The sequence below is a fragment of the Cardinium endosymbiont of Dermatophagoides farinae genome (assembly GCF_007559345.1).
GTDB lineage: Bacteria > Bacteroidota > Bacteroidia > Cytophagales > Amoebophilaceae > Cardinium.
Window position 1 is genome coordinate 1 of the sequence record NZ_VMBH01000001.1, and the last position, 22,246, is coordinate 22,246.

Annotated in this window: 27 protein-coding genes and 4 pseudogenes; 7 read left to right on the forward strand and 24 right to left on the reverse strand. The window is 34.8% G+C overall.

The window, feature by feature from the left end; all coding sequences use genetic code 11:
* The 5 genes and pseudogenes from FPG78_RS00005 to FPG78_RS00025 all read left to right on the forward strand — a co-directional run.
* Window positions 1-1,161: PD-(D/E)XK nuclease domain-containing protein (locus tag FPG78_RS00005; RefSeq protein WP_186292348.1), on the forward strand; the 1,161-nt coding region annotated here is incomplete at its 5' end.
* Window positions 1,162-1,308: 147 nt separating this feature from the next.
* Window positions 1,309-1,560, forward strand: a pseudogene (locus FPG78_RS00010) (IS982 family transposase); the annotation flags it as partial.
* A 323-nt stretch (window positions 1,561-1,883) separates the two neighbouring features.
* Entirely contained in the window at window positions 1,884-3,182 is a 1,299-nt protein-coding gene (locus FPG78_RS00015; protein ID WP_144086060.1) for a hypothetical protein, read from the forward strand.
* A 137-nt stretch (window positions 3,183-3,319) separates the two neighbouring features.
* Entirely contained in the window at window positions 3,320-3,583 is a 264-nt protein-coding gene (locus FPG78_RS00020) for a hypothetical protein (RefSeq protein WP_144086061.1), read from the forward strand.
* 65 nt (window positions 3,584-3,648) lie between these two features.
* A complete protein-coding gene (locus FPG78_RS00025; RefSeq protein ID WP_223261901.1) occupies window positions 3,649-4,026 on the forward strand; it encodes a transposase in 378 nt (125 codons plus the stop codon).
* Here the strand turns inward: FPG78_RS00025 and FPG78_RS00030 are convergent.
* The 7 genes and pseudogenes from FPG78_RS00030 to FPG78_RS07350 form a co-directional block, all read right to left on the reverse strand.
* A pseudogene (locus FPG78_RS00030) lies at window positions 4,023-4,175 on the reverse strand (IS4-like element ISWosp8 family transposase); the annotation flags it as partial. The gene FPG78_RS00025 and the pseudogene FPG78_RS00030 overlap by 4 nt on opposite strands.
* A gap of 99 nt (window positions 4,176-4,274) precedes the next feature.
* Window positions 4,275-6,143, reverse strand: a complete 1,869-nt coding sequence (locus FPG78_RS00035; RefSeq protein ID WP_144086062.1) for an AAA family ATPase — start codon at window positions 6,141-6,143, stop codon at window positions 4,275-4,277.
* A 69-nt stretch (window positions 6,144-6,212) separates the two neighbouring features.
* Entirely contained in the window at window positions 6,213-6,887 is a 675-nt protein-coding gene (locus FPG78_RS00040) for a JAB domain-containing protein (protein WP_144086063.1), read from the reverse strand.
* A gap of 38 nt (window positions 6,888-6,925) precedes the next feature.
* Window positions 6,926-7,579: a JAB domain-containing protein gene (locus FPG78_RS00045; RefSeq protein ID WP_144086064.1), complete on the reverse strand. Its 654-nt coding sequence runs from the start codon at window positions 7,577-7,579 to the stop codon at window positions 6,926-6,928.
* A gap of 312 nt (window positions 7,580-7,891) precedes the next feature.
* A complete protein-coding gene (locus tag FPG78_RS00050) occupies window positions 7,892-8,362 on the reverse strand; it encodes a PD-(D/E)XK nuclease domain-containing protein (RefSeq protein WP_144086065.1) in 471 nt (156 codons plus the stop codon).
* A complete protein-coding gene (locus tag FPG78_RS00055; protein ID WP_144086066.1) occupies window positions 8,254-8,796 on the reverse strand; it encodes a hypothetical protein in 543 nt (180 codons plus the stop codon). The genes FPG78_RS00050 and FPG78_RS00055 overlap by 109 nt, the downstream gene beginning before the upstream one ends.
* Before the next feature lie 45 nt (window positions 8,797-8,841).
* A pseudogene (locus tag FPG78_RS07350) lies at window positions 8,842-9,759 on the reverse strand (AAA family ATPase).
* 175 nt (window positions 9,760-9,934) lie between these two features.
* Here FPG78_RS07350 and FPG78_RS00070 point away from each other — a divergent pair.
* Window positions 9,935-10,183 (forward strand): annotated as a pseudogene (locus tag FPG78_RS00070) (IS982 family transposase); the annotation flags it as partial.
* A gap of 136 nt (window positions 10,184-10,319) precedes the next feature.
* Here FPG78_RS00070 and FPG78_RS00075 read toward each other — a convergent pair.
* From FPG78_RS00075 to prmC, 4 genes are all read right to left on the reverse strand, one after another.
* Window positions 10,320-10,619, reverse strand: coding sequence for a hypothetical protein (locus FPG78_RS00075; protein ID WP_144086069.1), 300 nt, complete (start codon window positions 10,617-10,619; stop codon window positions 10,320-10,322).
* Window positions 10,620-10,729: 110 nt separating this feature from the next.
* Window positions 10,730-11,266 (reverse strand): Ppx/GppA phosphatase family protein, encoded by a 537-nt coding sequence (locus tag FPG78_RS00080; protein ID WP_144086070.1) that lies wholly within the window; start codon window positions 11,264-11,266, stop codon window positions 10,730-10,732.
* 60 nt (window positions 11,267-11,326) lie between these two features.
* The gene (locus FPG78_RS00085; RefSeq protein WP_144086071.1) at window positions 11,327-12,208 is read right to left on the reverse strand and encodes a DUF6048 family protein; all 882 of its coding nucleotides are present in this window, start codon (window positions 12,206-12,208) and stop codon (window positions 11,327-11,329) included.
* The gene (gene prmC, locus FPG78_RS00090) at window positions 12,205-13,068 is read right to left on the reverse strand and encodes a peptide chain release factor N(5)-glutamine methyltransferase (protein ID WP_223261902.1); all 864 of its coding nucleotides are present in this window, start codon (window positions 13,066-13,068) and stop codon (window positions 12,205-12,207) included. Before prmC ends, FPG78_RS00085 begins: the two co-directional genes overlap by 4 nt.
* Before the next feature lie 515 nt (window positions 13,069-13,583).
* Here prmC and hflX point away from each other — a divergent pair.
* Window positions 13,584-14,786 carry a GTPase HflX gene (hflX, locus tag FPG78_RS00095; RefSeq protein ID WP_144086073.1) on the forward strand — a complete coding sequence of 401 codons (1,203 nt, stop codon included), beginning with the start codon at window positions 13,584-13,586 and terminating at the stop codon, window positions 14,784-14,786.
* 158 nt (window positions 14,787-14,944) lie between these two features.
* Here the strand turns inward: hflX and FPG78_RS07020 are convergent, their stop codons facing one another.
* From FPG78_RS07020 to FPG78_RS00150, 13 genes are all read right to left on the reverse strand, one after another.
* Window positions 14,945-15,106 (reverse strand): hypothetical protein, encoded by a 162-nt coding sequence (locus tag FPG78_RS07020; RefSeq protein ID WP_186292352.1) that lies wholly within the window; start codon window positions 15,104-15,106, stop codon window positions 14,945-14,947.
* A gap of 123 nt (window positions 15,107-15,229) precedes the next feature.
* Entirely contained in the window at window positions 15,230-15,856 is a 627-nt protein-coding gene (locus tag FPG78_RS00100; protein ID WP_144086074.1) for an SIMPL domain-containing protein, read from the reverse strand.
* The gene (gene traM, locus FPG78_RS00105) at window positions 15,853-16,221 is read right to left on the reverse strand and encodes a conjugative transposon protein TraM (protein WP_420888382.1); all 369 of its coding nucleotides are present in this window, start codon (window positions 16,219-16,221) and stop codon (window positions 15,853-15,855) included. Before traM ends, FPG78_RS00100 begins: the two co-directional genes overlap by 4 nt.
* A complete protein-coding gene (locus tag FPG78_RS07025; protein WP_223261903.1) occupies window positions 16,112-16,732 on the reverse strand; it encodes a hypothetical protein in 621 nt (206 codons plus the stop codon). The genes traM and FPG78_RS07025 overlap by 110 nt, the downstream gene beginning before the upstream one ends.
* A gap of 5 nt (window positions 16,733-16,737) precedes the next feature.
* Window positions 16,738-17,061, reverse strand: a complete 324-nt coding sequence (locus FPG78_RS00110; RefSeq protein WP_144086076.1) for a hypothetical protein — start codon at window positions 17,059-17,061, stop codon at window positions 16,738-16,740.
* Window positions 17,045-17,533 carry a hypothetical protein gene (locus tag FPG78_RS00115; protein ID WP_144086077.1) on the reverse strand — a complete coding sequence of 163 codons (489 nt, stop codon included), beginning with the start codon at window positions 17,531-17,533 and terminating at the stop codon, window positions 17,045-17,047. Before FPG78_RS00115 ends, FPG78_RS00110 begins: the two co-directional genes overlap by 17 nt.
* Before the next feature lie 72 nt (window positions 17,534-17,605).
* Window positions 17,606-18,178: a hypothetical protein gene (locus tag FPG78_RS00120; protein ID WP_144086078.1), complete on the reverse strand. Its 573-nt coding sequence runs from the start codon at window positions 18,176-18,178 to the stop codon at window positions 17,606-17,608.
* Window positions 18,179-18,181: 3 nt separating this feature from the next.
* Entirely contained in the window at window positions 18,182-18,769 is a 588-nt protein-coding gene (locus FPG78_RS00125; protein ID WP_186292357.1) for an ankyrin repeat domain-containing protein, read from the reverse strand.
* A 100-nt stretch (window positions 18,770-18,869) separates the two neighbouring features.
* Complete coding sequence (locus FPG78_RS00130; RefSeq protein WP_223261904.1) at window positions 18,870-19,739, reverse strand: hypothetical protein; 870 nt, start codon at window positions 19,737-19,739, stop codon at window positions 18,870-18,872.
* Window positions 19,675-20,385 (reverse strand): TraG/VirB4 family ATPase, encoded by a 711-nt coding sequence (locus FPG78_RS07910; protein ID WP_144086081.1) that lies wholly within the window; start codon window positions 20,383-20,385, stop codon window positions 19,675-19,677. The genes FPG78_RS00130 and FPG78_RS07910 overlap by 65 nt, the downstream gene beginning before the upstream one ends.
* Window positions 20,282-21,136, reverse strand: coding sequence for a VirB4 family type IV secretion system protein (locus FPG78_RS07915; protein ID WP_144086082.1), 855 nt, complete (start codon window positions 21,134-21,136; stop codon window positions 20,282-20,284). The genes FPG78_RS07910 and FPG78_RS07915 overlap by 104 nt, the downstream gene beginning before the upstream one ends.
* A gap of 14 nt (window positions 21,137-21,150) precedes the next feature.
* Window positions 21,151-21,405: a hypothetical protein gene (locus tag FPG78_RS00145; protein WP_144086083.1), complete on the reverse strand. Its 255-nt coding sequence runs from the start codon at window positions 21,403-21,405 to the stop codon at window positions 21,151-21,153.
* Complete coding sequence (locus tag FPG78_RS00150) at window positions 21,362-22,129, reverse strand: hypothetical protein (protein WP_144086084.1); 768 nt, start codon at window positions 22,127-22,129, stop codon at window positions 21,362-21,364. The genes FPG78_RS00145 and FPG78_RS00150 overlap by 44 nt, the downstream gene beginning before the upstream one ends.
* Window positions 22,130-22,246: the final 117 nt, after the last annotated feature.

Genomic DNA, 22,246 nt, shown 5'->3' on the forward strand with positions numbered 1-22,246 from the left:
CATTTATCTGGACTTACATCAGGGGCTAACTCGGCCAATGATATATCCTTCCATGAGGATTATGCAGAGATGTTGGGCTATACGGAAGAGGATATTGACAACCTATTTCTTAGCAAGGATAGAATTGTTCATCCAATACTTGAAAGATTGAATAGAAAAAATACTCAGGAAGAAAAGTACACGTTTATTCAATTAAAGCAAGCATTAAAAGATTATTATAATGGTTATTGTTTTACAGCTGATAAAATGGTAAGCGTTTATAATCCAGATTCTATATTAAGATTCTTCTATGCAAAAGATTTTGAGAATTCCTGGTTTAACTCTGGTAGTCCTACCATCCTATTGCAACAAATGAAGCAAAATATACATCGGTTTAATATGGATTGGGATAAATGTAGTTTCCCAATAGATAAGATCAGGTTTAAACTCGTACATCCTTCTCTTCATGAAATGCCTTTGCTACCCTTGATGTACCAAACTGGATACCTTACAATGGATCTTGACCCATCTCATGTACAGGATAAAAATAACCTGACTTACTATTTAAAGTTTCCTAACCAGGAAGTAAAATCTTCTTTAAAGCTTATATTAGCTGATTTTATCGTTCAAGCGCACCAGGAAGCAGGAAAGGCATGTAGCGCATCTGTTTTAGATGCTTTAAGAAAAGAGGCATGGGTTTCTTTTCTTAACATCGTGCGAAGCGATTGTTTAGCAAAAGCGGGTTACCGTTTTTTAGATAAAACCGAAAAAAGCTTTCAGGGTACTTTATATGCGTTTCTCAATGGTGCTTTCCATGAAATGCATCATACAAATGCTAGCGCCGAAAGAGATAGTGCAATAGGCCGTTTGGATATCGTTATGGAAGATCAGTACAATGAAAAAAAAACTGTATATATCTTCGAGCTAAAAGTAGACAAACCAGCCTTAGACGCTCTGGAGCAAATACATAGTAAAGATTATAGCATTCAATATGGAACCTGTCATAAAAAGGTGCTTATAGGCCTAACATGCGATGCTATAAAGCTCAATATTATTGAGGCAACTATTGAAATACATCAAAAAGATGATAAAAATGACTTTCAACTGATGCCACCTAAAAATTTTGCCGTTAATTCCATTGGTTATTTTCAAGAAGTAACATCAAAAGGTATAGAAGCCTAATACTTCTTTTTTACCATCTTGATCTATGCCTAATAACCTGAGTTCGGGATTTAGAGTATTGAAGAAAAATATTAAAAAAAGCCCCTTTGTGTTTTAAATTTGGAAGTAAAGCTATGAACCAAATTAACATTACCAAAGAAGCCAATTATGAGTTTAGCAAAATTAGTTGAAACATATTACGTTGTAGATGAATTTCTCAAAGAATTCATTCCATATATTGAAAAACGCTTGTTAACCAAATCGAAAAGAAAACCCACTAGATCTTGTTCACTGAATTTGAATGAAATAATGACCATTATTATGGCGTTTCATGTATTCGGATTCAGGAATTTTAAGTCCTATTATATTCATTTACAGCAATTTCATACTCGTGATTTTGGAAACTGGTGAGCTATAAACTGATTTACAATATATGTAATCCAAAACTCACGTTAAATTATTTTTTTATAGCGTTTCTGTTGAAACTTCACACCATTATAGTCTACCTACCACAACGGCCTCATACTATAGACCTGTCACAATATCCTAACAGTGCAAAATGTTAATGATAGTTAGTAAGACTGTCTCTATTATTGCATAATAGCATTTTTAAGTTTTAAATAGTATTTAAGCAAACAAAAATACATATATTTAAATGGCATAGATGTTAGTTTTAAGTTTGATTGCTATAATGTATGCAATTACTTGCTATAATATATGTAATATAGAACTGATTGAAAATTATGATACAAGAAAAAAAAAGAAGATATATTGCGGTATTTGATATTGATGATGCATTATGCCGAGTGATTGAACAAACAGAAAAGATAGAATTATTAAAAAAGTATAGTCCAGAATGTCCAATTATTACATACATTCATAATGGGGATAGGTTTAAAGGTGAGTATACACATATTTTCTCACCTTATCTAAACATTTTATTCGAATATTCAATAGAAAAAGGGGTGCGTATTGCATTTTTTTCTTCTGCTATTAAAGAAAGAAACATATCGGTTATCCCTGAATTACTGATCTCATTTTGGGATGAAGCCCAATATCAAAAATTAAAGTCAGGCAGACAATTTGATATTTTCTCTCGAGAAGATCTGCGTTATTGTGTAAAAGATTTAAGTGTAGTGATCCAAAAGGATGAATCATTGTTAGATGCTGTTTTAATAGAAAACGATCCTAGTTACACTGCTTATGATCAGGAGCCATGTATCTATGTTATTGATTTATTTTCATCATATCTAAAGGAAAGGTGTAAAGAAGAGGAAAACTTTTATCATTTTTCAAAAAATAGTTCGTATTATATTATTGGATTATTTAAAACTCATTTTGAGTACAAAAAATATAAAAATTTACCTTTCAGAGTAGGATTAGATCAGATTTTACCAACAGATCGAAAGGAATATTATAGTTTTTTTAAAGAACATCCATTTGCACATAAAATGATGCGTATAGGCTTAGAAGAGGTACAAAAAAAAGTGCCTGATGCTATATTATACAAGTCCATAGAGGTTGCAGAACAGTCACCTATTGCTACAGATCAATCAGAAGTCAAAATTTCTAATGAAACCAAATATGAATCCTTTGTCAGGAATTTGATCATAGGGAATATACCGTTATCCATTCGCTATCTATCAGAGCATTTGTTTGAAACGTTTGAATGTTCTCAGATCACAGACGAAAAACAGCTAGCAGAATGTTATCAAAGCACGATTTTGAATCTAATAGAAAGCTTGAATGTCATAGATGATATAACCATTGAAAATGGAGCTAAAATCTATGATGTATTCATTACATCTACAAAGAAATCTGAGAATTGGCATAAGCCAATAGCCGTGTTACTATCACTTATCTATGAACCTAATGAAAAAGAACTGGAAAACACCGCTAAAATAGCCCTGCAGGATATTCAACCTCAAGTTGATATGAAAACATCATCAGACCGTTATATATCAATAGTAGGTGTAGGGATTGCTTTTTCAACTAATTCTTTGTTAGCTGCGTACACTTTATATAGAGTGTGGAAAGGTTAATTTAACAAATATGTACAACAGATGGACAAAACTACAGTAATAAATTATGACCCCAAAGGAGATTTTTTCAGATCTTAAGTCTATATTTTTTTAAAAAAATAATAATTTACCCTAATATATTTTTTTAATAAAAAGTTATGTCCAATCACTCAGGAGGTTATCAGTTAAATGATGTATTAATATTATTAGATTCCTATCAATTTTTTGAAACTCTTGAAAAAGAAAAAATCCTATCTCTTATAAAAGGTATACAGAAAATAGGAGAGGAACATGATTGCAATAATGGAGAAACACTAGATAGTATAGGAAAAAAACTAGGAATCTGCTACTATTGTATAGAATTTGCAGATCAAATGGATGACTATGGTATTTGTACTAAATGTAATAGACTGAAGAAATAGGACAAAAATCTTTTACTTTATTTTCTGTATGGTTTAGTTTCAAAGTTATAAAATAGAACACTCAGATGGGCAGAAAAAAAATTAGGCATTTTAGTTTGGAAGAAAAGACTAAAATAGTATTAGCCTTACTACAAGAAGATTTAACGTTAGTTGAGCTATCGTCCAAATATGGCGTCACTAGCAAAACGCTGCAAAATTGGAAACGTCAGTTTTTAGAGAATGCCTCTATAGCCTTTGATCCATCCAAGGTTGTTAGTGTGTATAAAGAAGAAATTAGTGCACTTAAGCATCAAAATGATGAACTTGCAAAAGCCTTAGGAAAGACTACAGTTGAGCGAGATTGGGCAGTCGGAAAGCTAAAGAGCTTGGATTCCTTAAGTAGTCGGACTCTGTTTTTGTGTGCGTTCATCCAATGGCGTCAACTTAAGGAATTGTTTGATTAACAGATTCTTCTAAAAACATGATGTCGTTTTGGCTTGTTGACCTTATCCCGGCTATATAATCGTCCGGGTCGTATTTTAACTTTAGCCCTTATACAAGCTCTATCGAAGAGTGCTTGAAAGCTTTTAGCCGAACAACGACCAATAAGCACAAATCTTCTTGAAGAAATTTATGATCATAAGGTATCAGCTGCTGAAATAAATTCCTGTATACCTTATTAGGCATAGATCAAGATGGTAAAAAAGAAGTATTAGGCTTCTATACCTTTTGATTCTACTTCTTGAAAATACCCCATAGAGTTAATAGCAAAGTTTTTACATGGCGTCACTTGAAAAGTATGTGACTCATCGCGTTGATGTACTTCAATAGCTGCCTCTGTAATATTGAGTCTTGTAGGATCGTATTTTAGACCTATAAGAACTTTTTTATAACATAAATCATATTGAATGCTATAATCTTTACTATGTATTTGCTCTAGAGCGTATAAAGGTGGTTTATCTACTTTTAACTCAAAAATATAGATAGTACTTTGATCATTATATTGGTCCTCCATAACGATATCTGTACGCCCTATGCCACTATCTGTTTCAGCACTGGCCCATGTATCATGGGTGGTATGGAAAGCACCATTCAGAAAGGAATATAAAGCACCCTGAAAGCTCCTTTCTGTTTTATCCAGAAAACGATAACCTGCTTTGGCCAAACAAGCACTACGAATGATGTTAAGAAAAGAAATCCATGTTTCTTTTCTTAAAGATTCTAAGATAGAAGTACTACAAAGCTTTCCTGTTTCTTGTTGTTTTTGAGCGATAAACCTGGATAAGATCAGCTTTAAAGAGGATTGAACTTCTTGATTAGGAAACTTTAAATAATATGTTCTATTATGCTCATTATCAAGTTTATCTATACATTCATCTTCTAAATGATCTTTGACAGGATCAAGATCCATGGTAAGATAGCCTGTTTGATACATTAATGGCAGTAAAGGTATCTCATGGATAGAGAAAGCTAAGTCTTTAAATTCGTTTTTTTTAATTGGGAAACTGTCTTTCTTCCAATTAATATCAAATCTATAGATGTTTTTTTGTATCTGTTTTAGTAAGATCGTAGGGTTACCTGAATTAGACCAATAATTACCAAAGTCTTTTTCGTAAAAGAATTTTAGTATAGAATCTGGGTTATAAACCCCCTGCCTAGCACTTCGAGTAAAATAATACCCATTATAATAGTTTTTTAATTCTTTTTTTAATTGATCAGTTGTATAGTGCTTGTTTTCCCTATACTCTTTTTTTATATTGTCTATAATTGGGTGAATGTTTTCTGATTTCCCCTTAAAAAATAAGCTATTTATATCCTCTTCCGTGTAGCCCAACATTTCTGCATAATCCTCATGTAATGATATGTCATTAGCCGAATTAGCCCCTGATGTAAGGCCAGATAAGTGAAATTTAGTTACGCCCGTTACAAAAATAAATTTACAGTCCTTCTGGCGGCTTTTTAAAACTTTGAAAAATGAACTAAGAACAGAAAGCATTTCTTCATACTGCTCCTTTTCGCAGGAAATGAGTGGACTATCATATTCGTCGATTAAGACGATTAGTTGAGATTCATAATTACCACCTAATTGCTGCAGTGCTCTAATCAAGTCACTAAGTGAGTCGTTCACGGTTGGTGACCCAATGATAGGTTGTATCTTAGATTTATCTATATCATAATCATCGGCGATGTCGTATAATTTTTTTACTAAACTAGCCTCCAGTGATAAGCCTGTTTTGAAACTTAACTCAGAAAAGTTCAACCAAATGACCGGATATTTTTTCCACTTATATTTTTTATCTCTATAAATAGCACATGTTTTAAATAATTCTTTATTCCCTTTTGCTATTTGGTCTATCGTATCTAGGAGTAGAGATTTACCAAACCTACGTGGTCTTATAAAGAAATAGTAAGTTCCCTCATCTTCGAATAGTTTAGAAATATAATCAGTTTTATCTGCATAGAATCCAGCCTCTATCATCTGTTTGGCGCTAGATTTTCCAATAGGAATGCGTACACCTCTGGCAGCAATTTCTTGTTGCTCCTCGTTCCTTAATCCTTTATCTCCTTTTTTAGAATCCATATTCTATTACTTTTATTTAGAGGTATATAATCGTGTTACCAACTGCAAGGTAGATAGTTTTTATAGAATTTAATCGACCTGTTTTAGCTGCTCTACTTGTTTAAGAGATAAACCAGTAATACGTACAATCTTTTCTACGGTATCTCCTTCTTGTAGCATTGCTTTGGCGATTGCTATACTTTTCTGCTTTTCCCCCTGTTTTTCCCCTTGGTTAAATATTATGACATTGTTTTCTTTTTGCAGGTCTATTATGTTCTGGAGTTGGGTAATTTGTTCCATAAGGACTGCTTCTGCCTCTGGATTAAGTAAATATTTTGTACTGTATTGTAATTCTTCCATTATATACTGATCCTTAAGTCTATAATAATGATTCGTTTTACCGCTCTTACCTTCTAAGATAAGATGGTCGATCACTTGTATACCCATTATCTCTCCTATACGTATAACATTTGAGGCACCTAAACAACCACTAGGATGATTGTGAATTAGAATAAGGCTGACTGCTTTTTTTTGATAAGGTATATAAAATATATCCTTTAGAGGAACCAATACTCTGTAGGAGGAACCTATACCCAGGAATTCTATATTGACTATTATTTTTTTTATGTCCAGTGCAATCGTCCAGAAATGTTCTTTGGTGAGATCTATTTCCTTATCACGCGTTATAATATGTTGCATTACTCTATGGGCCTCATAAGAGTTATGAATAGCAATCTTATTCTGATTTCGTAGGCGAATAATCATAATCGTTAAGATATAACTTCAATAATAATCAATAAGCATTATACAAGTCTATTGATCTGATCCGGAGATAAACCCGTTGTTTTAGAAACTTTCTCTAGATCATATCCCTCTTTAAGCATAGCTTTAGCTATTTCTAACTTTCCTTCTATTTTACCAATATTTTTTCCCGATTGCTCAGCAGAGGCCATGTTTTTAGCCATATCGCTTATCTCTTTTTTAAGTCTTTTTTCCATCTCATGGCTAGGGATATACTTACAACTTTTATATATCTGATCCATTAATCCATGATCCTTGAAATCATAAAAACTATTTTCTGTAATAATGAGATGATCTAATAGTTTAATACCAACTATCGCTGCTGCTTGGTGTAAACGGTCTGTAACATCTATATCCTCTTCTGAAGGGGTTAAATCGCCTGTTGGGCAGTTATGAATCAGGACAATACCAAAAGCTTTCTTTTGTAAAGGTATACTCAATATGTCTGCCGGTTCATGCACTACTGTAGCATAATTCCCCATTCCACAAAGTTCAAGATTTAAAATACTTGCTCCTTTATCTAAAGCAGCCACCCATAAGTTTGCCATACTGAGATCTGGCTTATCTGGTTGTGATAACAATGTAGACATCAAACCAAAAAGATCATAAGCATCCACTGGAGGTTTGACGGTTCCTTTCTTTTTTTTAACTGACATAATGGTAAAGAAGTAAGATAAGTATGCTAATATGAGATATAACTCAACTAATTTTTCTATATTTTAGTTATTTAATCAAATAAATAATTATTCAGTTAAATAACTAATTCTGTCTGCTACGTATCGAAAAACTTCTTCACATTTTTTAGTTAATCCAATATAACGTGTTTCCGTAATCGATCTACCCATCTTAATGATGTCTATCCAGGATCTATGCTTCACTGATTTTCAATTGTTCAATCGTACCAAAACGAGACACATAAAACCAGAAACTCATTGTTTTTAGTATATCAGACAATATGTACACCCTTTCTATCCTACTTCTTGAAAATAACCAGTAGCATTAACAGCAAAGTTTTTAGGTGGCATCACTTGAAAGGCATGTTGCTTATCACGTTGGTGTACTTCAATAGCTGCTTCTGCAATATTGAGCTTTACAGGATCATATTTTAGGCCTATAAACACTTTCTTATGGCATAAGTCATATTGAATGCTATAATCTTTACTATGTATTTGCTCCAGGGCATATAAGGCTGGCTTATCTACCTTTAATTCAAAAATATAGACGGCGCTTTGATCATTATATTGGCCCTCCATAACGATATCTGTACGCCCTATGCCACTATCTGTTTCAGCACTGGCCCATGTACCATGGGTGGTATGGAAAGCACCATTCAGAAAGGAATATAAAGCACCCTGAAAGCTCCTTTCTGTTTTATCCAGAAAACGATAACCTGCTTTAGCCAGACAAGCACTACGAATGATGTTAAGAAAGAAATCCATGTTTCTTTTCTTAAAGATTCTAAGATAGAAGTACTACAAATCTTTCCTATTTCTTGTTGTTTTTGAGCGATAAACCTGGATAAGGTAAGTTTTAAAGAGGATTGTACTTCCTGATTCGGAAACTTTAAATAATAGTCCGTTGGATTTTTATCTTCTCGTGTGTCATCTTGAAATCCATTAGGATCTAGCGTAAGATAACCCGTTTGGTACATTAAAGGGAATAAGGCTATTTCGTTAAGAGCGTTTGCCAGGTTTTCAAAGTCTAGCTGATTGATGGAAAAGCTAGAGTTATCCCAATGGATCGTAAATCTATCGATATTATTTTTGATTTGTTGTAGTAAGATAGCAGGATTACCAGAGTTGGACCAATAGTTACCAAATGATTTATCTCTAAAGAATTTTAATATAGAGTCTGGATTATAAACGCTTACCATTTTATCAGCTATAAAGCAATAACCATTGTAATAATCCTTTAATGCTTACTTTAGTTGGCTAAATGTGTATTTTTCTTCCTGGATCTTCTTCCTGTTAAGTTTTTCAAGTACGGGATTAACAATTATATCCTTGCTAAGAAATAGGATATCTATATCTTCTTCCGTATAGCCCAACATCTCTGCATAGTCCTCATGCAAGGATATATCATTGGCAGAATTCGCCCCTGATGTAAGTCCAGATAAATGAAATTTAGTTACGCCTGTTACAAAAATAAATTTACAATCCTTCTGACTGCCTTTTAAAACTTTAAAAAACGAACTGAGAACAGAAAGTATCTCTTCATAATGATCTTTTTCACAAGAAATGAGTGGACTATCATATTCATCGATTAATACAATTGGTTGAGATGCATAATTACTACCTAATTTTTGCAATGCTCTAATCAAGTCACTCAGTGTGTTGTTGACGGTTGGCAACCCAATGATAGGTTACATTTTAGATTTATCTATATCATAATCATCGGCGATGTCGTATAATTTTTTTACTAAACTAGCCTCCAGTGATGAGCCTGTTTTAGCACTTAACTTTGAGAAATTCAACCAAATAATCGGATATTTTTTCCATTTATAGGTTTTATGCTTATAAATATTACAACCTTTAAATAATTCTTTATTCCCTTTTACTATTTGGTCTATGGTATCTAGGAGCAGAGATTTTCCAAACCTACGTGGTCTTATAAAGAAGTAGTAAGTTCCCTCATCTTCGAATAGTTTAGAAATATAATCAGTTTTATCTGCATAGAATCTAGCCTCTATCATCTGTTTGGCGCTAGATTTTCCAATAGGAATGCGTACACCTCTGGCAGCAGTTTCTTGTTGCTCCTCGTTCCTTAATCCTTTTATCTCCTTTTTTAGAATCCATATTCTATTACTTTTATTTAGAGGTATATAATCGTGCCACACACTACAAGGTAGATAGTTTTTATAGAATTTAATCGACTTGTTTTAGCTGATCTATTTGTTTAATAACCTGAGTTCGGGATTAGATTATTGAAGAAAAATATTAAAAAAGCCCCTTTGTGTTTTAAATTTGGAAATAAAGCTATGAACCAAATTAACATTACCAAAGGAGCCAATTATGAATGTAGCAAAATTAGTTGAAACATATTACGTTGTAGACGAATTTCTCAAAAAATTCATTCCATATATTGAAAAACACTTGTTAACCAAATCGAAAAGAAAACTCACTAGATCTTGTTCACTGAATTTGAGTGAAATAATGACCATTATTATAGCATTTCATATATTCGGGTTCAGAAATTTTAAGTCCTATTATATTCATTTACAGCAATTTCATATTCGTGATTTTGGAAACTTGGTGAGCTATAAATTGATTTACAATGAGTCTTTAGTTTTAAGTGTGTAAATATTTTTTAGGTTGTTTATTTACATAAACTAAAATAATTTACACACTTAAATGGACAGACCCTCTATCTATTACAAATTTTTGCAAACAGTGTATCTTAAATACGTTTTTCTTGTTTTAAACGATTCCACTCTCGAATAAACAAACCTGTTCTTAAAGAATTATCTGAAATAATAATCTCCTGTAGCTTACAGGTTTGAAGAATTACTTTAATAAGGCTAGCTGATAAAGGAATTAGTTTTAAAAAAACAGGTTCAATAGAAAGCTTTTTTTGCCAAATATGTATAGGCGTTGTTTGTATAACTTGATAAATTTTAAAAAACTGTTCTGCAGAGACACTTTTTATATTACTACTTGTTTGAGTGGTTAAAAGGTTATAGTGGCATTTGTATAACATGAGTAATGTGCGAAAAGCACCAGAGCTTCCAATGAGTTGACGTGGTTTATACAGCTTAGTTTGAACAAAAAGCGGCGCTAACGCAGTGCAGTAGTAGGTTTCTAAACGGTCTACTTGGAGGGGGTAATAGGGTCACTATAGACAAATTGAGCAGCAACACGCCGTATGCCTAGTGCAAAACTTCTTTCCCATAGTGGTTTTAGATGGTCAAAGATAATGCACTCAACGCTCCCACCTCCTATATCCATAATTAAACCATAACCATCTGTTAATGTAAAACATGCACTAATACCATCATAAATTAAAGCAGCCTCCTCTATACCAGAAATAACTTCTACTTGAATGTCGGTTTCAAAACGAATGGCTTCAATAACCTCAGCTGCATTAGGTGCATCTCGTAAGAGACTTGTGGCCTTTGCAACAATAAAGTGCACCCCATCTATATCCAACCTTTTTTTAATAGCTACGAGGGTATCTACAATATTTCTTTGTTCCTCTAATGAGATATGCATGGCATACAAAGGCTGTTGTACCATAGCTTTGGTAACTTTTTCTTCATAGAGTACGGTATAGGTTTCCTGATCAATTGCGCCTACTAAAACGTTTATAACATTTGTACCTAAATCAATAACAGCTAACTTTGACATATCTTTAAGCTTAAAAAGCTGTTTTTATTGCTTATTGTATTGAATATTGAATAAAGCAAGCTAAATAACTATTTTCTTTTCTAAAAATGAGATGCTCCATTTTAGATAAAATGTCATATCAAAGGTTATCTTATTTACTATTCTACCATAGCCTGGAATAAAATAGTTCGACAGCCGATCATCATTGTTTTCCTTGCAATGCAAAAGATGGGCTAGGCCAAACTGCATACCTCCATAAATTTGAGGCAGCAACCTAAGCTCAGAGCCGCCAACAAATTGAATCCAACCTGCTACAAATGGCTTAGCGGGTATCTGGCCATTACAAAATGTAATAAGATCAAATCTGCTTTGCCCGTAAGCGATACCAAAATAAGCATTGGTAAGCTGGTTGAAGGCTATTACATATAAAAGGGCGGCTACACCATACCTGCCTTTTGACTTATACTTTAATTGATTGCCACAGGCTATATCTTTAGGTTGATACGTGGCATACCCAAGGTCAATAGATAGCTGTATGGGTCCAGAGAAATCGAGGTCCACCCCTCCTTCATAACGCTTTTGTCCACCAGGCCAGAAATTGTATAGGAGTGCCAACCAGTTTATTCTTACCCCAAACTGCTGTAAAAAGGGGGTATAGCTAGGTGTATGGATGGGTGTAGCAACAAAAAAGCGCTGCAAAAGGTCCATCACATTGCTATGTGCTACTTTGGCCAATGGTAAGGTGTTTTTTTCAAGCTGTTCACCAGCTGCTTCCAAAGATGCATCAGCTAATTCCAAGGCAGGGTCTGCTTTTTCTTGGAGACTATCAGCTGGAATGCCACTATGTGGGCTTGCACGCATAACGGTAACACTTAACCATATATGGGTAAGGATAATGAGTAAGGTTCTTATTTGTAATGCAGATTGCATGGTTACTATATCAATATTTAAGTGTAAACTCAATGGTTATCTTCAAGAATGGCTGTGACCCATCTCTCTTTTTGATGCATATCCTTATATAGGGATATTTGCTTAAAATTTGCCAGGTGTAGCAAATCTACAATCTTTTTACCTAATGCCTCATTGATTTCTAAACAGAGTGTGCCATTTGGACTTAAATGACGGGCTGCAAGTTGAATAATCCGTCTATAGAATAGAACGTGGTCAGCATCCTCTACAAACAAAGCCAAATGGGGTTCATAGTCTAGCACATTGGCATGCATCAACGTTTGCTCTTGCATGCGCACATAGGGAGGGTTGCTAACCATTAATGACCAATTGGATGCAGGCAGTGGGTCGGTTAGGATATCAAACTCTATAAAACGAACGGCTACACCGAGCTGTGCAGCATTATAAGCAGCAACTGCTAATGCCTCTTTACTGATATCAATAGCAGTTACTACCGCCTCTGGAAACCGCTGCTTGAGGGTAATGGCAATACAACCACTACCTGTCCCTATGTCTAGGATAGAGGTGGGATTTGTAAGATGCTGCATTAAAAATGTTACCCATTCCTCTGTTTCTGGCCTTGGAATAAGTACAGCAGGGGTTACCTTAAAATGGTTGCCAGCAAAATAAGTAGACCCAATAATGTATTGAATGGGCTCCTGCTTTTTTAATCTATTTAAGGCCTCTACAAGCTTTTGCTGCATAGTAGGGGAAAGGGTACACAATGGATTGAGCATATAGTCGGCGACATCAACGTCTAAATAGGCATCCAACAGCTTTTGAATGATAGCACGGCATTCTAGTTTGTTTGGTATGGCCAACGCTAGCGCTTGGCACAATAGATCTGAGAGCACCCGAAGTGGTATGGAAACCATAGCGGCTGGTGCATTAGAAAATAGATTCATTGGATGCTTGCAATACACTTTGCTGGGTTGATAAAATGGTCTACTGCGACTACTTGGTTTTTTCTAGCCTATAATTTAAAGTAAATATAAAAAGTTAATCTATTTGAGGCCTACAGACAAATCTCAAAATGACAATTTAGCAATCTAGCGATGAAAAAAGTTCAATAGACCTTCTGCAAAACCTATTTGTGATCAGCAGTTTTTAGGAGAAGCGCAGTCGAGCACCGCAGAATACTAAATGTATTTGAGGAGCATAGACAAGTGCCAAAATTGCCATTTAGCAATAGGGTTTGCAGAAGGTGTAATGGTATAAGCTGTGTGCGCCTATGGCTAAGGTGTATAAAGCATAAGACCTTCTGTAAATGGTCTAAAAGAGACGAAGTGCTTACTATTGCATGATCTAAAATTAGTAAGTTTGAATTGGTTTTTGTAATATTTTTTATAATATTGCGATTTGTGTTTTTACCATCTAGCCATTATCTATTATGTTCATGCATAGACATAATCAATCCAACCTGGTGGCCTATGAGGAGGGCAAAACTGCTATTTTAGTAGCCCTTGTTACCCCCCAGCAACCTTGGGCTAAAACAGAAGAATATCTTACAGAACTAGCCTTTTTGGCAGATACCTGGAGATTGAAAATTGTTAAAAAATTTATCCAAAGGTTAGACTATCCACATGGCGCTGCTTTTGTAGGCAAAGGAAAACTAGAAGAAATAGCTGCTTTTACAAAAGCAGAAAAGATTGCGTATGCTATTTTTGATGATGAGCTTTCGCCCTCACAAGCGCGCAATCTGGAAAAAGTACTCTCCTGCCAGATACTTGATAGAAGTTTATTGATTCTTAACATCTTTTCTATGCGTGCCCAAACCAAACAAGCGAGAACACAGGTAGAATTGGCACAGTATCAATATTTATTGCCAAGGCTGACCAGAATGTGGACCCACCTCTCGAGTCAAAAAGGGGGCAGTGCAGGCATGCGTGGCCCTGGAGAAAAAGAATTGGAAACGGATAGAAGGATTATTCAACACAAGATTACCAAGCTGCGTGAAAAATTAGCAAGCATCACACAGCAATGTATAACCAGACGTAAGGGGCGGATTGATTTAGTTCGTGTTGCATTGGTAGGGTATACTAATGTGGGGAAGTCTACTTTGATGCAGCTGTTATCCAAGTCAGATATTGTGGCTGACAATAAACTATTTGCTACAATAGATGCGACTGTGCGTAAGGTAGTATTAAATGGCCACGCTTTCTTACTAACGGATACGGTAGGCTTTATTCGCAAACTACCTCATACACTGGTGGAGTGTTTTAAGTCTACATTGGAAGAAATTAAAGAGGCAGATTTGTTGCTGCATATAATAGATGCATCACATGATAGCTTTCAAGAGCAAATAGATGTAGTCAACCAGACTTTAAGGGAAATAGGTGCAGATAATTTGCCAAGAATTTTGGTATTCAATAAGATTGACATCATTGAAGAAAACAAGGAAAGTATAGCAGAGGTTAGGCAAGGGATAGGTGAAGTTGCTTTAAGAACAGAAAGATATAGTAGCGATATTGGTGGGTATCCTGCAATTTTTATCTCTGCAACAAAAGGGTTACATATAGATCTTTTAAGAGAAGCGATTATAAAAGAGATAGAACGGGTGGAGGGAAGCAGATATATAAAGGTTAGTTATTAGCAAGGAATTTTTATCCTTACTTTTTGCTTAAAGTCAAAACGCTGATGGAAAAAGTTCCTGAAAGCACACCTCCTTACTGATTTATCCAGATCTAGTATCCAGGACCTTTTATAGACTTTTTCTGGGCTCTTTACAGCCTATTTAATGGCTCTGTCCATTCAAAATCTACTATTTCTTTTTATTTTACTTTTGACGATATGCTGTATTAGATCATTGCTTAACTTTTCAGTATATAGCGCTGCAATAGCTTCTTTATCCTTTTTAGAAACCTCTTCTGAGGCCACTTGAAGCCTATTGATTCGCTCTACCAACTTCCCCATAGTCATGATATTGTTATTTTTTAGGCTTTCTAGTTGAAAATACTTAACCGGGTCATTTTTGTAAAAATTAGGATTAGATAGCGTTTTATCTATCTTTTTATTTTGAACCTCTAGATTTTTAATCTATTCTTTGTAGATGGGGATCAGGCGATTATTGCATTCTTTAGCTGCTATTTTGATTTGATTTGAGTGATGCAATTCTCTTTGTATATCAGCACAAAGTCCATTTAAACTTTTTGGGGGCTTTTCGCTTAGGAAATTATTCCTTCTATTGATGCAAGAATCTAGCCCACCTAAGAGGGACTTTTTTATGAAGTATGAAAAAGAATAATCTCTTCTAAGCTTACTGGTGTTATCCACACTAGGTATATAATCACTCGGATTGAAGCTAATACCACTTATTTTTTCTGATATACCTAGCACTACTTTACCATATTTAGCGTCAGAAAGGTCTTTAAATAATAATTTACTTTGGTTTTTAATAGAATTAGCTTGTTCTACACGCTCTTTTAATTTTCTCATGCTATCAGCTGCATCCTTCATTTGTGCTAAAACATTACTAGAAGTGTCTACTTGTTCTTCCATTAACTGGGCTGTCTTTTCTTCTGGAGATAAACCCGGAATCCACTTTTTTAATCCATTAGGAAGAATTTTATTAAGCCCTGATTTTATCTTAGCGCCTATACTTGCAGTAGAGGTTAAAGGCAATAATAAGCATAAACCTATTAATCCATATTTTTTTATATTCATTTTTCTATTGGTTTAAGGAGTACTTTTCTTCTATTTTCTATGGTTACTTTTTGCTCATTTTTAACCGATTTAATGCCATCTGCTACCATTCTGCTGATCTCCCTGATCCAAGAATGGCTACTGCTACTAGCTGCGCTGCTGAGCAATTTGTTTTGGGCTTGGTCGATGAAAGGATGTAAATTTTCTGCCAACAACCCAACCATATAATCTGAGTCATACAAACCTATAGCAACTGGAATGGCATTTTTACCAAATTCAGCTGTTTCTAATTTGGAAAAAACCCTTTCTTTGCCAAAAGCAACGATGCCATAAAAATGCACCTTTTGGTATCTCTTGACCTTTGTAAGAAAAAGCTTCTTTAACACGTATTTTAATACTTCTCCCATGTTTAAGTGCTTGGCTCCCATACACATAGCCTGAAATAAAACTATTTTTTACTTTTAAAGTCTTTTTTCTGCCTTTTCTTTCAAAGGCTATTGGGAAGTAGTTTTTCTCCTGTTTTGGAGCAGGAACTGACTTATTGACTTTTTGCACTACCTGCTTAGGCTTAATGGCAACTTGTTGAGATGATTGAATAGGTTCCAGTACAGCAGACGCTGGTTCAACTTTTGATACCTCTTGATTGATATTTTTTGCCATATCTTCAAACAAAGAACAACGTTTCTGATCCGATTGAAAACGACCAGCTCCTTTAATTCTTTGATTCGTTTCTTTGGTAATCGATAAAGGTTCTGCTTTTTCGAGTAGCTTACAGGGTTTATAAGGAGGGGCTACAAAAAAATCATGCCAACTTTTTGTCTTGCTCACATCCCTTAGCATAACCCAAATACAAACCAACAACCCAGCCAATCCAAAACCTACCTGCTTTTTGTTCATGGGCATTAAACTTCTTCTTTAACCAAACAGGGTATACTTAGCAATAATCTATTTGGTAGATTCAAGCTTAAATCTCTACGTCCTTTTTTCTCTTCAAAACGAACGACTATACCTGATTTTTCTACTTTGTGTCTAATAACAAAAACCATTGGTACGATTGCTCCTGGAGCTACTACCATGCGCTTAGGCTTTAATTTAATAGGAATGGGTGTTTTGTCTTTGTTATTGCCTAAAAAGTAAACATTACCTGCTTTGTAGTGATAAGGAGAATTATTTTTCAATATAAATTTTAAAATAATCTCTTCCCCTGTACTAATGGCATGGCTCAAAAAAACAGCCTACTTTTTGTTTAGTTTGATGGAAACGCCTAATATTTGATTCTTCTTGCGCTACATATGCTAGAGCTTTTGTTAAACTTTCGGTTAAAGGTCCATCTATCTCCCATTTTTCTTCTTTTGCTATCTGTTTAACCTTATGATGGGTAAGATCATACATCGGTTGTATCCCAGCATCATAGCTAACTGTGCCATAGAAGACATCAACTTTTTCATTCTTTTTGCCTTCATTGGATAGATAAAATACCGTAATCGTGGTCTTACTGGTTCCAGGGTGTTTGACCTTGACTTCTAAAAACCTACCCTCTTCTTTGGATACATACTCTTGATCTCCATTGCCAAAAGAAATCTTTTCAATGGTACCACTTAATTCTAATAAAGTGGGATATTTATCAGAAACTTTGATATTCAATGCAAAAGAAGTATAATAGAACATCAAAAATATTAAAAAGCTACTTTTCTTCATTGTTTAAAAAGGTTAGATCGGTGATCATTAACCCATATGGATTTTTACTACACCTAGCCGTTGGTTGCATTTCTAATGCAATCCCTTGATGGTAAGTATGGGTTTTGACTTTCCTTGGCCAGTTAAAAATTTTAAATCTGTCTGAAAGTGGAGCTCTGTCCTATATGGATAGGATGATGTATCAGTAACTAGGTGTTTAATAGCAACCGTAGTTACCCCATTAGACTCCTTGTATACCTGAAACAAACTATCATCAGAAAATAGTTTTTTAAAGGTAACTCTAGATGCATTATTCATCACGGTTAAGGCGCGTTCAATGTTTTCCTGGTAGTTGTTTTCGCTATGGGCAAAGCCATCCTGGATGAAACGAATAGAAAAGTTTTCTATTTCAAAAGCTTCTCTACTGTTAGGAGTAGGATTATCTTTTCTTATACCCACATGTGTCCCTTCAAGGGTAGCAAAATAAACCAAATCACTTCTGTGCTGTTTAAAGACCAAATAGCCCAAAAAAGAAGATAAACCTCCTAAGGATACAGCAATAAAAATGACCAAGAAACGCAATAGGTTAATGATATTCCCATAATGATAACTGTTTAGCTTATTAATAGCTTTATTATTTTCCAACGTCATATTATTATCTATCATATTTTATGTATCGTTCCGTTTTCCACTCATACCACCAGCCGCCAGTAATAAATCAACCACTTCTTCATGCCGATCTTCTGATGCAATATCAAGAGCTGTTTTACCCCATTCATTTTTTTCATTTACTAAGATACTTGGTGTTGAAAGTAGGGCTTTAGTTACCTTTACATGTCCGTTTGCTGATATCATATGCAGAGCTGTTTCACCATATTTATTTTTCACATTAATATCAACACGTGGATCTGAGCATAGCGCTTTAACAACCTCTAAATGACATTCATTTACTGCTCTATGAAGAGGAGTATATCCAAGAGAATTATCTTTTTCATTTACTAAAATATTTGGTGTTGAAAGTAGCCCTTTAACTTCCTCTATACGATTGTGTTCTGCTGCACGATGAAGAGCGGTTTCACCATATTTGTCTTTATCATTGACGTCAGTTTGACCTTTTTCAAATGATTTGTATTGCTCACCATTGCGATGTTTAAATTCAGGTCCATCATTACAGGAAGCAGTAAGAAACGAAAGGAAGATATATATTCCTGTAATTATATAAGAATATATAAAGTATGATGTGTTTTTTATGCGCATAATCATTTCTATTTATTTGTTTAAATAATTTATTATAAATTACGTTTTTAATTGTATAACCCTTTTTCCCATTAACTGGCCTTACGCAATAAGGCATCATTTATTTTCTGGTTACTGTTTCCTTCCGTTTTAGTAAACGGCTAGCTCCGTAAACTATAAACTGATTATTAGTCTTTGCTTCTCCTAGCGTAAAAAGACTGTTGCCTACCATATTGCCTATATATAGAGCAGTGAGTGGACCTACCATAAGATACATCAGGCAAGTAGCAATAGCTGCACCGATACCATCTATATTGTTGAACTCTAAGCAAATCAATGAATAGTCTAGTAAATCAATCGTTACACCCCACATTAAAAAAGAAATTAGCATATTGAACCAATAACCAACTATCCCGCTAAAATTGCCTGGTAAAAGGCTAGCAACAATGGCCAAAGGACCAACCTGTAAGGTGAATAGGATTGCTTGATGACGGAATATAGAGATGCTTAAACCCATCACCTTAGATATGGATTTGAACAAGCCAGCAGTCCAATTTGAAAATACATTTTTAATCAGCTGCCATATACCAATCTCAGGATATTCTGATAAACCATCCGGTTTAACCAAATCATGCCAATCAAACCCCTTCATAATCAAAGCAGTTAGTTTATCTAGCATATGAAAAATATCCAAATAAAACTGCAGCAGTAGAAAGGTAAGAGTCAGTGTTAACAGACTGGTATAACAGGATTTTAACAACTCGGAACTGCTTAAATGATACTGAAAATAATAGACCATTAAACGTATCAATAAGAAAGGTAATAGCAATAACTTAACCATTCCAACCATCTTGGTAATGGCGATATCCACCATTAGGTTTTGTGCTTCTAGATTAGATGATGAAGATAAAATACCTTGAAAATGATTAGACATAATACTTTTGTTTAGTATGGTATACCCATTCTGCAATGCCATCTTCAATGTTGCCATGTTTTTTGGTCAAAGCAGCTATTTTATTTCTTTCCGATGGAGCAGAGGTAAACATGGCATGTTCCCAAAGAGAGGGTTCTAGTAACCATACATGGCTCTTTCCCATTTCTTTAATAAAGATTTCTCTATAACCACCTGGACCATTTTGTCTGCGAAGGCTGGCATATTTTGACATATCTAAGTCATTCATACCTAAAAAGGAACCAATCTCTTCCCTGCTAGAGGATTTTTCGTTGTATAGCAGAATAAAAGTAGCGGCATTGTTTTTAATGGCACTGGCGATCTTAGATGACTTGATTTCTTGAATGTCTTGCGTAATGATGCGAATAGAGGTTTTTGTCTTTCTACCTTTCCTATAAAAAGATTCTATATGCTCGCTAGAAGCATCATCCAAATTCGTCCAACCTTCTTCAATATCTATAAACTTGATGGCATCTGGATGTCCAGCTACCATCTCAAAAGCAAAGTCAAAAAGAATCTGAACGACTAATGGATAGAGTTTGCTATTGTTTTTAATAGTTTCTAACTCAAAACAGACCAATCTATGGTCGACTAAATAGTCTTGCGATAATGCATTGAAATGATCTTTGTAGATGCCATGCGCAAATGGCTTTAAAACAATAAAAAATTCCTGAAAAGGGAACAATTTTTCTTTTTTTAAGATCAATAATAGCTTTCCCATTAGCCTCTACCAATGCTTGTAAATAATCATAAAATCCCGTTAAGGTAGGGATAACTGCTTCTGATAAATCGCTATAATAGGCACTAATCCATTCAGAAAGTAGAGATTTTTCTACTTCACTCATAGGATTTTCATTCAGATCTCCCTTCCACATTTTGCCAATGAGTTGAACCAGAAAGATGATTTTGCTGCTATCTGGCAGGTATCTGCTTGACCCGTTAGCTGGAAATAAAAAAGGATTTAATCCTAAAGATTTTTCTGCACTGAGTTCAATATATTTTCCACCTAAAGCGCTAAATAAATGACGATAGGTTCCGCCACTGTCAATGACAATCACTATATGACCTGCTTCAAATCGATCTTTAATCATTTTGCCATTAAAAAAGGATTTTCCAGATCCAGAAGGGCCGAAAATAAAGGCATTTTGGTTGTCTAAATCGGTATTAAATGGGTTGAAATAGATCGGTTCTCTGTATCTATTGGCTAGCAAAACACCTGCTTTATAGCCTGTGAAGGGGGTGGTACTATTCATATGGGCAACTGCTGTTAACAAAGGAATAGGTATACGCCTATATACTTGATTGCCATTTCCTGGTAAAGCCGTACAAAATAGATTAGCGGTATCGATGGTTTCTAGATATCCGCGCATGCCTATCCTGGAAAAAGCAGCTAGTACCTGGGAACTATATTGATGAAGCCTGTCTAAATCAGTCATACCAAAGGGTATGACTAAAAAAGATAAATAGACAATGGTTCATCACGTTGGCGAAGGGTTTGTTCGAAATCGGCCATTTCACTACGTATATGCTTAATATTTTGAAGCTTTCGTTCATCTAGTTTAGTGGCTTCACTCCAGGCAAATGCGTTGAAATGTTTTTTCAAAAAAGATTCAGAGTCGATCATACGAATGACTCTAGAAATGATATGAGGAAAATTTAAACTACGTCCGATCCCTTTTGTTAAAGGGACAGATACGCCTTCCATTGTGGCCAAATTTATCCAGCACTGTATAGCTAGGTTCAGAAGCACTCTCCATTAAAGAGATTACTTGCGCTTTTCTACCCGCCAATAGGACACATTCCCTATCTTTGACCAAACCGCCATATAATGTGCCCTCAGTATCTTCAAAGTTTAAGGACAAGCATCTATGTACCAGTCTAGAAAATTCAATAGCAGAAAGAGGGGTTAAAGGAAGATGGGTAGATACACTTTGAAGAAATTGGGATGCTTCTTTCTTAGCTATTGTTAACCGCTTTGCTAAATGGGCAAATGGGTTTTTACTAAAACTTTTTGTCTCATCTCTAGAATAAAAAGTAGAGAGTGGCGCATATTCACTATAAAACCCAGGAAATGAAACTATCATATAGGACTCATGGCGCAGTATAGAACGACCCTCTGTATGCATGACCTGTTTTTGTGTAAAAAAATCAAGTGCATCACTATCTATGGATGGATGATGCCAACTATCTGGCCAGTATATGTCTACCTGTTGTAGCAGACTGTTGCAGGGTAATACCTTCATGCTATTAGAAAGCATAGTAGTCCAGTCTATATAATGCTGCTCTGTGTACTGTTCCTGAAAGGCTAAAGAGGCTTTAAATGGAACAGAAATAGTCCCATCTGCAGTTATAGCCATATCATCATGAAAATCTATAGAAGGAAAGACCCTACTTAAGTCTTCTTTCTTGTCTTTCTTTGAGAAAAGCATTTATTTTAAATTTTGTCCTAAAATTATCTACGGTCACATGCAAAAAATGATAAGCAAAAAGACTTGATAACCAAGTAGGATTACTATGTCTTAGAAATATTTTTACCAAAAAAGAAA